This is a genomic window from Novosphingobium acidiphilum DSM 19966 (assembly GCF_000429005.1).
Lineage (GTDB): Bacteria > Pseudomonadota > Alphaproteobacteria > Sphingomonadales > Sphingomonadaceae > Novosphingobium > Novosphingobium acidiphilum.
On the sequence record NZ_AUBA01000018.1, the window covers coordinates 1 to 13,124 of the forward strand.

Annotated in this window: 13 protein-coding genes; 7 read left to right on the top strand and 6 right to left on the bottom strand. The window is 63.5% G+C overall.

What is annotated here, in order from left to right; all coding sequences use genetic code 11:
• Positions 1-301: IS256 family transposase (locus G404_RS19170; protein WP_036521545.1), on the top strand; the 301-nt coding region annotated here is incomplete at its 5' end.
• A 115-nt stretch (positions 302-416) separates the two neighbouring features.
• Here the strand turns inward: G404_RS19170 and G404_RS0114295 are convergent.
• Positions 417-1,352: a hypothetical protein gene (locus tag G404_RS0114295; protein ID WP_156906309.1), complete on the bottom strand. Its 936-nt coding sequence runs from the start codon at positions 1,350-1,352 to the stop codon at positions 417-419.
• A 407-nt stretch (positions 1,353-1,759) separates the two neighbouring features.
• Here G404_RS0114295 and G404_RS0114300 point away from each other — a divergent pair, with 407 nt between their 5' ends.
• Both G404_RS0114300 and G404_RS0114305 read left to right on the top strand, forming a co-directional pair.
• Entirely contained in the window at positions 1,760-2,629 is an 870-nt protein-coding gene (locus G404_RS0114300) for a hypothetical protein (protein ID WP_156906310.1), read from the top strand.
• Complete coding sequence (locus tag G404_RS0114305) at positions 2,626-3,600, top strand: class I SAM-dependent methyltransferase (protein ID WP_156906311.1); 975 nt, start codon at positions 2,626-2,628, stop codon at positions 3,598-3,600. Before G404_RS0114300 ends, G404_RS0114305 begins: the two co-directional genes overlap by 4 nt.
• Before the next feature lie 6 nt (positions 3,601-3,606).
• Here the strand turns inward: G404_RS0114305 and era are convergent, their stop codons facing one another.
• From era to lepB, 3 genes are all read right to left on the bottom strand, one after another.
• Positions 3,607-4,527 carry a GTPase Era gene (era, locus tag G404_RS0114310; protein WP_028641698.1) on the bottom strand — a complete coding sequence of 307 codons (921 nt, stop codon included), beginning with the start codon at positions 4,525-4,527 and terminating at the stop codon, positions 3,607-3,609.
• Positions 4,528-4,590: 63 nt separating this feature from the next.
• Positions 4,591-5,310: a ribonuclease III gene (rnc, locus tag G404_RS0114315; protein WP_245584542.1), complete on the bottom strand. Its 720-nt coding sequence runs from the start codon at positions 5,308-5,310 to the stop codon at positions 4,591-4,593.
• Complete coding sequence (lepB, locus tag G404_RS0114320) at positions 5,265-6,164, bottom strand: signal peptidase I (RefSeq protein WP_156906312.1); 900 nt, start codon at positions 6,162-6,164, stop codon at positions 5,265-5,267. The genes rnc and lepB overlap by 46 nt, the downstream gene beginning before the upstream one ends.
• Positions 6,165-6,360: 196 nt before the next feature.
• On the opposite strand from lepB, the gene pgi reads away from it, so the two are divergent.
• The 4 genes from pgi (at position 6,361) to G404_RS0114340 (ending at position 11,098) form a co-directional block, all read left to right on the top strand.
• Positions 6,361-7,878, top strand: a complete 1,518-nt coding sequence (pgi, locus tag G404_RS0114325) for a glucose-6-phosphate isomerase (RefSeq protein ID WP_028641701.1) — start codon at positions 6,361-6,363, stop codon at positions 7,876-7,878.
• 47 nt (positions 7,879-7,925) lie between these two features.
• Positions 7,926-9,290 (top strand): glutathione-disulfide reductase, encoded by a 1,365-nt coding sequence (gorA, locus tag G404_RS0114330; RefSeq protein ID WP_028641702.1) that lies wholly within the window; start codon positions 7,926-7,928, stop codon positions 9,288-9,290.
• A 67-nt stretch (positions 9,291-9,357) separates the two neighbouring features.
• Positions 9,358-10,080 carry an SDR family oxidoreductase gene (locus tag G404_RS0114335; protein WP_028641703.1) on the top strand — a complete coding sequence of 241 codons (723 nt, stop codon included), beginning with the start codon at positions 9,358-9,360 and terminating at the stop codon, positions 10,078-10,080.
• A 1-nt stretch (position 10,081) separates the two neighbouring features.
• A complete protein-coding gene (locus tag G404_RS0114340) occupies positions 10,082-11,098 on the top strand; it encodes an NAD-dependent epimerase/dehydratase family protein (RefSeq protein WP_028641704.1) in 1,017 nt (338 codons plus the stop codon).
• 205 nt (positions 11,099-11,303) lie between these two features.
• On the opposite strand, the gene G404_RS0114345 is transcribed toward G404_RS0114340, so the two are convergent.
• Together G404_RS0114345 and G404_RS19175 are read right to left on the bottom strand one after the other, a co-directional pair.
• Positions 11,304-11,720, bottom strand: a complete 417-nt coding sequence (locus G404_RS0114345; RefSeq protein ID WP_028641705.1) for a DUF190 domain-containing protein — start codon at positions 11,718-11,720, stop codon at positions 11,304-11,306.
• The gene (locus tag G404_RS19175) at positions 11,720-13,117 is read right to left on the bottom strand and encodes a voltage-gated chloride channel family protein (protein WP_051280737.1); all 1,398 of its coding nucleotides are present in this window, start codon (positions 13,115-13,117) and stop codon (positions 11,720-11,722) included. The genes G404_RS0114345 and G404_RS19175 overlap by 1 nt, the downstream gene beginning before the upstream one ends.
• Positions 13,118-13,124: the final 7 nt, after the last annotated feature.

Sequence of the window (13,124 nt, forward strand, 5' to 3'; positions counted from 1 at the left end):
CGCCATCGGCCAGAGCTGGCGGCGGGCATGGCAGGAAGTCATTCCATTCTTTGCATTTCCTGGGGATGTCCGCCGGATTATTTACACCACGAACGCCATCGAAGCCCTAAATTCCAAGCTGCGCAGGGCTGTTCGTGCCAGGGGGCATTTCCCCAACGATGAGGCCGCAGCCAAGCTGCTCTATCTCATCCTGAACCGATCGGAGAAAGAGTGGGTGATGCCAGCACGAGAATGGACTATGGCTAAAGCTCAATTCGCCGTCATGTTCGGCGATCGTTTCGTTCGGGCCATGGCGGCCTGATGTTCAACCGCCACCCCGCACACGAAATTCCTGACACTGCCGCGACTTTGGCCCCTGGCGTGATGCGATAGGAATAATCGCATCACGCCAGGCCACCGCAGGCAAACACCGTTGGCTACTTTTTCCCATCACGCGCCAGCAGATGGGCCAGCGCATACATGACCGCATGCGCGACGAGATTAAGACCGGACGCTGCCGCAAACAGCCCGCCGACTACCCCTGGCGCCAGCGCCATGCGTGCGCCCAGATTGATGGCGAGGCCGGCAAAGAACAGATCCTTGGCCGGCAGCAGCGGCAGACGCGAAATCGCCATCTGCAGCGCCAGAAACGTGACCCAGTTCTGCCACGCCACGGCTGGCACCGCGACGTGCCATTGCAGCGCCTGCAACACCAGAAACGTGCCCAGCCGCAGCAGATGCAGTGCGCCCACTGCCACGCACTGCCCCAGCGGCAGCGTCAGCAGCCATTTGCGGAACAACGCCGCCACTGCCATCAGGGCCAGCACGCTGCCACCGGTGAACAGCGCACCGCGGCGCAGCAATTGCGCATCGGCCGCCGCCAGCTTGTCGGCCTGCAGGGCGATCACCGCAACCAGGATCAGGCAGGTCGCCAGATTTCCCGCGATGGCTGACAGCACATTGACATCGCGCACAGTGCTGACAATCGCGCGGGGTTCCAGCCGGGTATGGGTTCGCGCCCAGGCATACAGCACTGTCTCGCCCGAATAATCGATCACCGCCTCGTTGAACACCCGTTTGCGGATCAGCACCGGCATGATCGCATAACCGGTCTTCCAAACCAGATTGTAGATCAGCCCCTCAAACAGCGGCAAACTGCAATAGTTGATGAAGAAGATCAGATAAAACAGCGGCGCAATCGGCAGATTTTGCCAGACCGCTCGCCACCCGACAACGCCAAGGTCACGGATCAGCAGTCCGACGATCAACACCAGCAAACAGGCACGGGCAGGTCGTTCGAGCCGCTGCCATAGTGCGCCCGTATGCCGGCGAACATGCGCCAGACGCTGACCGACGGTCAGTGCGACAGTCATTGCACCAGCCACAGGCACCGCGCGCGGTCAGAACGTGGCCTTGAAAGGGGCAGAAATCTCAAAAGATTCTCGAATTTCGCAAGCGCACAGGCAGGAACTCCCAAGCCTTGACCGTTAGCCAGCCACCGGATCAGCTGAAAGGAATTATTCCGACTGCGACAAATTGGCACATTATGTTTCGTCACAATGGGACAACCGGCACATAAGAGGCTGAATATGCACCGCCTTGCACCTAGCGCGGCGCCAACGGGCGCCTGGCATCGCCAATACCGGCAGATCAAATGTGAAGAATCCGTAACGTGCACGCGATTGGCATGTAAGCCATGACCCCTGCACCATGCGCCTGCACCATTCAGGAACGCCGCCACTTGCAAAAAAACAAAGAAGGTCGACGGACTATTCCATCCATGTCACAACGGCGCGTACTTCTGGTATATACCTGGGACGGTAATGGGGTGCCGCTGGGCCCGGTTGAAAAGGACCAGCCACCGCAATTCGATGTCGTAGTGTTCGATTACAGTGGCAAAGCATCGCCTGTTGACGGCATTGCGATGATTTCGGTCAGGACCGAATGCAAGGGCGAAATTTTCCGCGAAGTGCACCGCTGGGTGGCAGCATCGACTATCGACTATGAATATGTCGGGCTGCTGGATGACGATATCGAAACCAGCTGGTCCGATCTCAATCGTCTGCTGCGGATTGCCCGCGATCATCGGCTTGACATGTTTGTCGCCGCGCTAAGCCACGACAGTTATTATTCGCATCGTCAGTTTCTGGGGCGCCGGGGCGGCGATGTCCGGCCAACCGACTGGATCGAGGTGATGATGCCATTTTATCGCACCGAATTGTTCATGGCAGGCGGTGGTTACTATGCCGGATCGATTTCGTCCTACGGGATCGATCAGTTTGCCATGCCGACCTTGCAGATGCTCCGCGGTTTTTCACAGGTGGCGATCATCGACGCGGTGGTGGTGCGTCATCGCCGCCCGATCACCAGCGACGACAAGGTTTTTTCCAACGGCCGCAACGCACACCAGGAACGCCGCCTGGTACGGCGCAAGGCCATGGCGCAAGTGGCGGCAGAGCGGCCCGATCTGTTGGGTTCGGCGTGGTTTTTCCGGACGTTTGCGCCCTGGGATGGTCCGGTGCGATTTCTGCCGCTGCGCCTGCTGGCTCCCGTGCTGTGGCTGCGCGCGTACCTTGCAAAACAGCGGCTGCCGCTGACCATCCAGTCCCCGCCGGGCCTTGCCCCCCGGCAGGAGGATTTTCTGGCGTGATTGCCGACGCTGCGTTGCCGTGCCCGATGTGCGGCGCGCAGGGTTATATGCTGGAGCAGGGCGTTGACGATGTCTATTTCGGCTATCCGGGGCAATGGCGGCTGGATCGGTGCAGTGCTGCCGACTGCGCGATTGTATGGATTGCCAATCGCTTGCCCGATGATCAGCTGGCCGCATCCTATGCCCGTTATTATACCCATCAGGCGCGCCCGCCGGGGGTGCTGGAAACAGCCTTTGGCCGCTGGATCGCGCGGCGGTGCGCCACCCATGGCGACCGGTTCGCAGCCGTACCGTTCCTGTTTCGCGAGGCCGAGAACCGTCTGATCGACATGGGCGCGGTGCCTCCGCAAGGCGATGCACTGGTGCTTGACCTCGGTTGCGGATCGGGCGAGCGGCTGGATTATCTGCGCGCGATCGGCTGGGGCCGGTCCGAAGGCGTTGATCCCGATCCGACTTCGGTGGCGCGCGGTGTGGCCACCGGGCGCCGCATCCGCACCGGCAGCGCCGAACAGATCCCGTTCGCAGACAATGCGGCTGCGCTGGTGCTGATGCACCATGTGGTCGAACATCTGGCCGATATCCGCCCGGCGCTGGCCGAAGTGTCACGGGTGCTGTGCGATCAGGGCCATGTCGCGATCACCACGCCCAATCCCGATGCGGCGGGCCGCGAACGCTGGGGACGCTGGTGGCGCGGCTATGAAGCGCCCCGCCATCTGCGGCTCTATACCCAAGGCTCCCTGTGCAACGCGCTGCACCAGGCGGGATTTGCGGTGCGCATCGCCCGCACTTCGGCCCGTTCGGTACCGTTCATGACCCATGCCGCAGCGCGCGCCTCGGGCTCGCCGGTCGATCCCGCATGGATCCGCTGGTGGCGCGATGATCGCGCGATCCTGGCCATCGACCGGCGCATTCGCGGTGGCGAAGCGATCGGCGAGGAAGTGTTCGTCGTCGCGCGCAAGATGCCGCGTTGAACCGGTCTACTTGACCCAGTCGAGGCCGATCTCTTCGTAAAGTTCGCGGCTTTCGGCCCAGTTTTCTTCGACTTTGACATGCAGGTACAGATGCACCGTGGCACCCAGCAGCGTGCCCAGTTCCTTGCGCGCCGCCTCACCAATGGCTTTCAGCCGCGCGCCGCCCTTGCCCAGCACGATCGGCCGCTGGCTGTCGCGTGCGATCACGATCTGCTGATGGATCTCGACCGAACCGTCGGGCCGCGTCTGATAGCTTTCGGGGCGGACCGCGCTGTCATAGGGCAATTCGTCGTGCAACTGGCGATAGAGCTGTTCGCGGGTGATTTCGGTGGCCAGCAACCGTTCCGAAGCATCGGACACCTGGTCTTCGGGATAGTGCCAGGGCCCTTCGGGCATGGCCGCTGCCAGGCTCGATTTCAGCTCTGCCACGCCGTCGCCGGTCAGCGCCGAGACGAAAAACACCTCGTCAAACCCGCCGGCCGCGCTCAATTCCTGCGCCGCGATCAGCAAGGGTTCCTTGGCCGTCGAATCGACCTTGTTGAGCACCAGCACGCGTCGTTCGGGGCGCGTGGCCAGCGAGGCCAGGATCGGTTCGAGATATTCGCGGCGTTTTTTGCGCGCATCGACCACCAGCACGATCGCATCAGCCGCCTGTGCACCCTCCCACGCGGCATGGACCATGGCGCGGTCGAGCCGGCGGCGCGGTTCGAACAGGCCGGGCGTGTCGACCAGCATGATCTGCGCCGCCCCCTCGATCGCGATGCCCATCAGGCGCGCGCGCGTGGTCTGCGCCTTGTTCGACACGATCGCCACTTTCTGTCCGACCAGCGCGTTGACCAGCGTGGATTTGCCCGCGTTGGGCGCGCCGATCACCGCGATCAGGCCGCAGCGGCGCGGCGTGGTGGTGGGGGTCTGAAGGTCCGTCATGAAGCACCGATCTGTAAGTCTGGAAAAAAGGAAGGGCAGGGGTCTGCCCTGAAATAGCAGGTTTCAGCCGAAATCCTGCATGAACTGGCGCGCGGCGGCGGTTTCGGCATCCTGCTTGCTCGATCCGCGCGCGGTGGCTTCGCCAACTCCGCCCACGGCAACGGTCACGGTGAAGGTTGCCGCATGATCGGGCCCCTCGCGCGCGACCAGCGTATAGAGCGGCGGTTTGCGGCGGTTTCCGGCCGCCCATTCCTGCAAGGCGGCCTTGGGATGTTTGCGCTGTCCGGCGCCTGCTGCCATCGGCGCGGCCCAGGCGCGGCGCACGAAATCGCGCGCCACGTCATAGCCGCGTTCCAGGAACAGCGCGCCGATCAGCGCCTCCATCACATCGCCCAGGATATTGTCGCTGTCGGCCCCGCCATCGTCGCGGGCCTGTTTGCCCAGCCGGATATGCGGCACGATCGCCAGCACGCGCGCCAGGCTGGCGCAGGTTTCACGGCTGACCAGCACGTTCAGCCGTTGCGACAGCTTGCCCTCGTTGGCGCCGGCATCGGTGTGCAGCCATTCGGCGATGGCCAGCCCCAGCACCCGATCGCCCAGAAACTCCAGGCGCTGATAATCGCGCGCTTCGCCCAGCGAACCGTGCGTCAGCGCTTCACGCCACAGGCCTTCGTTGCGGGGGGAATGGCCGGTCAGTTCGGTCAGGAATTGCCGGGTCGCAGGCTCCAGCTCGGTACTCAGAACGTGCCCCCGATGCGGTTCCAGCGCGCGGCGGTAAACCAGGTCCAAGGCAGGAACCAGCTGGCGCCGCCATCGGTCGACCACATCACGATCGTCGCACGGCCCACCAGGTTGTCCTGCGGCACCAGGCCGATGCCGCCGCCTTCCATCGCGGGAAAACGGCTGTCCATCGAATTGTCGCGGTTGTCGCCCATCAGGAACATGCGGCCCGCAGGGATCGTAACCGGCGGCGTGTCATCCTGCGGGCGATAGCCAAGGTCGAGCACGTTGTAGCTTTTGCCTTCGGGCAGCGTTTCCCGGAACTGCGGGTAATGGCAGGTTGGCGTACCATCCTTTTCCAGCACTTCGAATTCGGCCGACACGCAATTGGTGTTGGGCGAAATGCGGATGACGAAATCGCTTTGCCGCACTTTGGGAACTGCGGTGCCGTTAAGGTACAGCGTGCCGCCCTTCATCTGCACGGTGTCGCCCGGCAGGCCGATCACGCGCTTGATATAATCGACATCGTTGCCCGGCGGGGCCTTGAAGATCACGACGTCGCCGCGCGCCGGCTGTGCGGCAAAGATCCGCCCGGGGATCAGCGGCAGGCTGAACGGCATCGAATACTTCGAAAATCCATAGGGCCACTTGGCCGCCAGCAGGTAATCGCCGTTTTCAAGCCGGGGCAGCATCGATTCCGACGGGATGTTGAACGGCGAAAAGATGAAACTGCGCAAGATCCCGACAAACAGCACCAGCTTGATCAGGAACACGAAGAAATTTTCTTCCTGCTTGGTATCCTGGGGCTTGCCGCTGACGATCTTTGCGGCAATGTCGGCCGCGGGATCACGGCTGGCAGGCTTGGCGGCGCCCGTTTCCGGGGTGTGGTCGGGCGTGTCGTTCATGGTCGCGGTCATGTTGGGCCGGGTGCGTTCCGTCAAGCTGGTTCTGGCAGGTGAACGCAATTCGTAGCGCTTTTGCTGCGCAGCGCATAGCAATGCGCAAGACGTTGGTCGAAGCGTGCAGGCGCTTGGCGGAATAGCCGCAAGCGGGCACAAGGGCGCCAGATCCCGCACCCCGGATACCGGAACCGGTGCGAACCAGGAGTAAGTGATGACCGATACCCCCGCGGCGCTGTGGACCCGGCTTGAGGCGATTGCCTTTCCAACGCTGGCGCAGCTGTTCGCAGCACCCGACCGCCTGGCGCACTATGCCACCACGCTCGATCTGCCCGGCGGGCCGATTCGCTTTGACTGGTCCAAGACGCACCTGCATCCCGAGGCAGAGGCGATCCTGGCCCTTGTCGCCGAGGCGCAGGGGTTCGCCGAAAAGCGCCGGCAGCTGTTTGACGGTGACCTGATCAACAACACCGAAGGCCGAGCCGCCGAACACACCGCCCAGCGCGGCGTGGGGGCACCCGCCAGCGTGGTCGAGGCCGAGGCGCTGCACGAACGCATGCAGGGCCTGGTCGAAGCGATCCATGAAGGCGTGTTCGGCGAAATCCGTTCGCTGATCCATATCGGCATCGGTGGATCGGCGCTTGGCCCGGCGTTGGCGATCGATGCGCTGACCCGCGACGGCGCGCGCGTGGCGGTGCACGTGGTGTCGAACATCGATGGATGCGCGCTCGAGGCGGCGATGAAGGCCTGTGATCCGGCCACGACCATGATCGCGCTGGCGTCCAAGACCTTTACCACCACCGAAACGATGACCAACGCCGCCTCTGCGCTCGACTGGCTGCGCGCGGGCGGGGTGGAAGATCCCTATGGCCGGGTCATCGCCCTGACCGCGGCACCCGACAAGGCGGTGGAATGGGGTGTGGATGACACGCGCGTGCTGCCCTTTGCCGAAAGCGTGGGCGGGCGGTATTCGCTGTGGTCGTCGATCGGCTTTCCCATCGCGCTGGCGCTGGGCTATGACGGATTTACAGAATTTCTGGCAGGCGCTGCGGCCATCGACCTGCATTTCCTGGAAACCCCGATTGCATCCAACGTGGTGGTGCGCGCGGCCTTTGCCGATCTGATCTACACCCAGGCGCTGCGCTGCCAGACCCGCGCGGTGTTCGCCTATGACGAACGCCTGGCGCTGCTGCCCGATTATCTGCAACAGCTTGAAATGGAATCCAACGGCAAGTCGGTCATGGCCGATGGCACACCGCTGACCCGGCCCAGCGCGCCGGTCACCTGGGGCGGGGTGGGCACCGATGCGCAGCATGCGGTGTTCCAGTTGCTGCATCAGGGCACGCATCTGATCCCGGTCGATTTTCTGGCGGTAAAGATCCCCGGCCACGATCTCGATCCGCTGCACCACAAGATCCTGCTGTCGAACTGTTTTGCACAAGGCGCGGCGCTGATGGCGGGCAAGGCATCCGATGACGGCGCGCGGGCCTATCCCGGCAACCGGCCTTCGGCAACGATGCTGGTCGACGATCTCAACCCCGCCAGCCTTGGCGCGCTGATCGCGTTCCACGAACACCGCACGTTTGTGTCGGCGGCAATGCTGGGCATCAATCCGTTCGACCAGTTCGGGGTCGAACTGGGCAAGGCGATTGCCAAGCAGATCGATGCAGGCGGCGGCGAAGGCTTTGATCCTTCGACCGAGGCCTTGCTCGCCTCGGCCGCAATTGGTTGAACGAAGGCTGCGGGCGCGCCATATCGGCGGCCCGCACCGCAAAAGGGATGACCATGGCGCAGCCGCAGTTTGACTATGATCTGTTCGTGATCGGCGCCGGATCGGGCGGCGTGCGCGCCAGCCGCATTGCCGCCGGCCACGGTGCGAGCGTTGCCGTGGCCGAGGAATTCCGCATCGGCGGCACATGCGTCATTCGCGGCTGCGTGCCCAAGAAACTGCTGGTCTATGCATCGCAATTTGCCGACGATCTGGCGCATGCCGCCGATTATGGCTGGACCATCCAGGGCGCGCGGTTTGACTGGCCCACGCTGCGCGATGCGGTGGCGCGCGATGTCGATCGGCTGAACGCGGCCTATACCCGCACGCTCGACAGCAACAAGGTTGCGCATTTTCTCGACCGCGCCGAAATCACCGGGCCCAACAGCGTGCGGCTGAAACAGTCGGGCCAGACCATCACCGCGAAAAACATCCTGATCGCCACCGGCGCCTGGCCGATGATGCCGCCGTTTGCAGGCGCCGAACACTGCATCACATCCAACGAGGTGTTTGGCCTGGACACCCTGCCGCAGCGCGTGGTGATTGCCGGGGCCGGCTATATCGCGATGGAATTTGCCGGCATTTTCAACGCGCTGGGCAGCACGGTGACCGTGGTCAACCGCAGCGATGCGATCCTGCGCGGATATGACATCGATTTGCGCGAACGCCTGCTGGCGATCACCCGCGCACGCGGCATCACCTATCGCTTCAACGCGCCGTTCGATCGCGTGGACAAGCACAGCGATGGCAGCCTGCGCGTGCACCTGCAGGACGGCGGCGAACCGATCGATGCCGATGCGGTGCTGGTGGCAACCGGACGCACGCCCAACACCGCCGGGCTCGGGCTTGACCAGGTCGGCATCGCGCTGGGCGCGCGCGGTGAAATCCCGGTCGATGCCGACGGGCGGACATCCTGCCCCAGCGTGTTTGCCGTGGGCGATGTGACCGACCGCGTGCAATTGACCCCGATCGCCATCCGCGAAGGGCAGGCCTTTGCCGATGGCCAGTTCGGCAAAAAGCACAGTGCGGTGTCGTATGACGCGATCCCCAGCGCGGTGTTTTCGCAGCCGCCGCTGGCCGCGGTGGGCCCGACCGAGGCCGAGGCGCGCGCCAGCCACGGCGATGTCAAAACCTACACCTCGGATTTCCGGCCGATGAAGAATATCTTCAGTCAGCGGATCGAACGCGGGTTCTACAAGCTGGTGGTGGATGGCGCGACCGATCGCGTGCTGGGCATTCACATGATCGGCCCCGACGCGCCCGAAATCCTGCAGGCGGCGGCGATTGCGGTAAAGGCGGGCCTGACCAAGGCCGATTTTGACGCGACCGTGGCGCTGCACCCGTCGATGGCGGAAGAGCTTGTGCTGATGCGCTGATCCGGTTGCATTGTGCAACCCGATCGCTACCCTTTGCAGCGACAAGACAAAACCTGCGGGGGACTTGATGCAGATTGCGGGCAAAATGGTGCTGGTAACCGGTGGCACCGACGGCATCGGACGACAGCTGGCGCTGCAATTGCTGGCGCGCGGTGCCGATGTGTGGATCACTGGGCGCGATCCCGAACGCCTGGCGCGCGCCCGGGCCGAGGGGATGGATGCCATCGCTGCCGATCTGACCGGGCCCGACGGGATCGAGGCGGTGCTGCGCGGATTGGCCGGTCGATCGCTCGACATCCTGATCAACAATGCCGGGATGGGCACCGATCACGATTTCCGGATCGCCACCCCCGATGTGGCGGGTGATGATCGCACCTTGTGGCTGAACGTGCATGCCCCGATCCGGCTGATCGTGGCATTGATGGCCACGCTGCAGACCCGGCCCGAGGCGATGATCGTCAATGTCACATCGGGCCTGGCGATTGCGCCCAGCGCGGGCGCGCCGGTCTATTGCGCAACCAAGGCCGCGATGCGCAGCTATACCCAATCGTTGCGCGCGCAGATGAAGGGCACGCGCGTCCACGTGCTCGAGGCTTTGCCGCCACTGGTCGATACCGCGATGACATCGGGGCGCGGCGGGCGCAAACTGTCGGCGCAGGATTGCGCCGCGCAGATCGTGGCCGCGATCGAGGCCAGTGCCGATGAAGCCAATGTCGGCATGGTGCGCATCCTGAAGGCGGTGAACCAGGTTGCGCCGTGGCTGGCGCGGCGAATCATGATCGGATTTTGACATGGCAGGCACGGTTCTGGTTACAGGCGGCAGCGGCTATATCGCCGGGTTCCTGATCAAACAGCTGCTGGAACAGGGCTGGCGCGTACACACCACCGTGCGCAACCCCGCGCGCGAAGCCGCCTTGCGCCCGTTGCTGGGCGGCGATGCCGATGCCTTGCGGTTCTTTACCGCCGACCTGATGCACGATGACGGCTGGGCCAAGGCGATGGCCGGGTGCAGCCACGTGGCGCACGTGGCATCGCCGTTCAGCACCAATGCCCCGCGCCACGAAGACGACCTGATCGTGCCCGCGCGCGAAGGCGTGCTGCGCGCGTTGCGCTTTGCCGGCGCCGCCGGGGTTACCCGGTTTGTCCAGACATCTTCGGTGGCGGCCATCGCCTATGGCCACGGCCGCGGCGTGCACCGCTTTACCGAGGCGGACTGGACCGATGTCAACGGCGCCGATGTCTATGCCTATGTCAAATCCAAGACGTTGGCCGAACGCGCCGCGCGCGACTGGATCGCGGGCCAGGGCGGGGCGATGGAATTCGTGTCGGTCAATCCCGCCGCGGTGCTGGGCCCGGTGTGGAGCGACGATTTCTCTGCCTCGATCGAAGTGGTGCGGCAATTGCTGGGCGGATTGCTGCCGGGATGCCCCGATCTGGGTTTCGGCATTGTCGATGTGCGCGATGTGGCCGATCTGCACGTGCGCGCGCTGACCGCGCATGGCATTGCGGGCGAACGCTTTATCGCGGCGGGCCCGTTCATGAAACTGATCGACGTGGCGCGCGTGCTGAAGGCGCAGATGCCGGCAGACGCGCGCAAGGTGCCCACCCGCACATTGCCCGACTGGCTGGTGCGCGTGTCCGCGCTGTTCAACCCGATGATCCGCCAGATCACCGGCGAATTGGGCAATGTGCGCGATGCCGATGCCGGGCACGCGTTGGCAATGCTGGGCTGGCAGACCCGGCCGGTGGAACAGTCGATCGTCGATTGCGCGCGCAGCCTGATCGAACGGGGTGTGGTGAAGGTTTAGGTGGGCGGATCTGATCTCCTGCCCGTTTGACGCAGCGTGAGCGACCGAGATCGCCCTGATATCGGTCGTTCAGCGCTCATGGTGGTGGCGTCGAAACCTGACTTAAATTTACACTGGTAGCAGTGCTGCCGAAAGACTGTGCCTGGGACAAAGCGGCCGATCCCGAAAACTATGATAAACGACGACCCTCGCCAAAACCGCGCGTTCATTCGACTTGTGCCGCAAGCTCCTCGGGCGCTGCATCCTCATGCCGCACACCGCCTGGGCCGATGCTCCAATGCTCAAGATGCTTGTAGACAATCACTTTGTCGCCGAGCAGGCCGCCATGTGCCTCACAAAAGCGCTCCAGTTCATGACGCTGGCCGATCAGCTCAACACACATCGTAAGGTGCGGATTGGATAGTTCAGCACCATCCTCCATCACCGGTCCGTGGTTGCTGAACCCATAATGGGTATGATGGGCGACGGCGTTCATGATGCCGTCGCGCTTCGCCTCCACGACCAACTGCCGGTATAGCGGCTTTCGAGTCCAGAAGCTGCGCGAGCCGTCGGTCGCCTTGTCCGATGGCTTCATATAGATGCGGATCATGCCGATCTCGCTGGGGGTGACCTTGTGAGACATCAGTGCTCCTTCTTGTTGATGAAAACGCCATCCCCCCGGCGGGTCCGCCGCGAGGCACGCGCATCGCGCAGGGTAGCTCCATGGGAATGGGCGCGTGTCGCTCGCTTCGAGACGGCGATACGCTGCGACAGGTAGATGCCGTTATGGCCCGAACAGATATAGGCGACGAAACAGGCCACTGCGATCGGAACGGCGTGGGTCGCACCGAACAGCTCGATACCCATGATCGTACAGGCGAGCGGCGTGTTGGCCGCGCCGGCGAATACGGCGACGAAACCAAGGCCAGCGAACAGATCGAGCGGTGCGCCGAGCAACCAGCCCAGCGCATTACCGAGCGCCGCCCCGATGAAGAATAGCGGCGTCACTTCCCCGCCCTTGAAGCCGGCGCTGAGGGTCACGATGGTAAAGACCATCTTGAACGCCCAGCTCCATGGATCGGCAGGGCCAGTGAAGAAGCCGGCGATGGTCGGGTCTCCAGGGATGGCCGACCAAACGCCAAGCCCGAGATAGGCGCGTGTCCCAACAATCCAGACCAGCGCGATGACCAATATGCCGCCGAAGGCCGCCCGCAGAGGACTGTACGGAATGCGCGTCTTCAGGAACCCGCCGAGCGCGTGATTCGCTTCGGCAAAGACTAGCCCCGCCAGGCCAAACGCCACGCCCGCTATGGCCGCCTTTGCGAGAATGAGCGGTTCGACAAGCATTGCGGCCGCGCCGCTGGCCATTGTACTGATGTGGTAGGGCGTGTGATGGATGCCCCAAGCGTGGCACGTCCAATCGCCGACCAACGCAGCAAGCAGACACGGTAAGATCCCGCTATATTCGATCCGGCCAACCGCTAGCACTTCGAGCGCAAACACGGTGCCAGCAAGCGGTGTGCCGAAAACGGCCCCGAAGCCAGCAGCGACCCCAGCCATCAACACGACGCGGATGCTGGGAGGATCAAGTTTGAACAACCGGGCCGCAGCGCTTGCAAGGCTGCCGCCGAGCTGTACCGCTGTGCCTTCGCGACCCGCCGATCCGCCAAACAGATGCGTAGCGATGGTCCCGATGAAGACCAACGGCGCCATTCGCAGGGGAACGCCGCCCCCTGGCTCGTGGATTTGCTCGACGATTAGATTGTTGCCCGCTTCGACCGTTTTGCCAGTGAGATGGTAAAGCAGGGCAATTGCCGCTCCACCTATCGGCAGAAGATAAAGAAGCCAGGGATAGTCGAATCGGGCCTGCGTTGCCGCGTCCAAGCTCCACAGGAATGCGGCACACAATGTGCCGATTAGCGCGGCCATGGGGACGAGGATCAACGTCCAGCGCATGGCTGACATGGCATGATCGTGCCGATCACGGAAGAAGGCCGCTACATTGAGTATACTGAACAGGTTACGAAAAGTCGCGCGCACAATTCCT

Bases quoted from the DNA above. Each gene is read 5' to 3' on its own strand.
- G404_RS0114335 (WP_028641703.1), top strand. From the start codon at position 9,358: ATGCAGATTGCGGGCAAAATGGTGCTGGTAACCGGTGGCACCGACGGC.
- era (WP_028641698.1), bottom strand. From the start codon at position 4,527: ATGACGGACCTTCAGACCCCCACCACCACGCCGCGCCGCTGCGGCCTG.
- G404_RS0114340 (WP_028641704.1), top strand. From the start codon at position 10,082: ATGGCAGGCACGGTTCTGGTTACAGGCGGCAGCGGCTATATCGCCGGG.
- pgi (WP_028641701.1), top strand. From the start codon at position 6,361: ATGACCGATACCCCCGCGGCGCTGTGGACCCGGCTTGAGGCGATTGCC.
- G404_RS0114345 (WP_028641705.1), bottom strand. From the start codon at position 11,720: ATGTCTCACAAGGTCACCCCCAGCGAGATCGGCATGATCCGCATCTAT.
- G404_RS0114300 (WP_156906310.1), top strand. From the start codon at position 1,760: ATGTCACAACGGCGCGTACTTCTGGTATATACCTGGGACGGTAATGGG.
- G404_RS0114295 (WP_156906309.1), bottom strand. From the start codon at position 1,352: ATGACTGTCGCACTGACCGTCGGTCAGCGTCTGGCGCATGTTCGCCGG.
- gorA (WP_028641702.1), top strand. From the start codon at position 7,926: ATGACCATGGCGCAGCCGCAGTTTGACTATGATCTGTTCGTGATCGGC.
- lepB (WP_156906312.1), bottom strand. From the start codon at position 6,164: ATGACCGCGACCATGAACGACACGCCCGACCACACCCCGGAAACGGGC.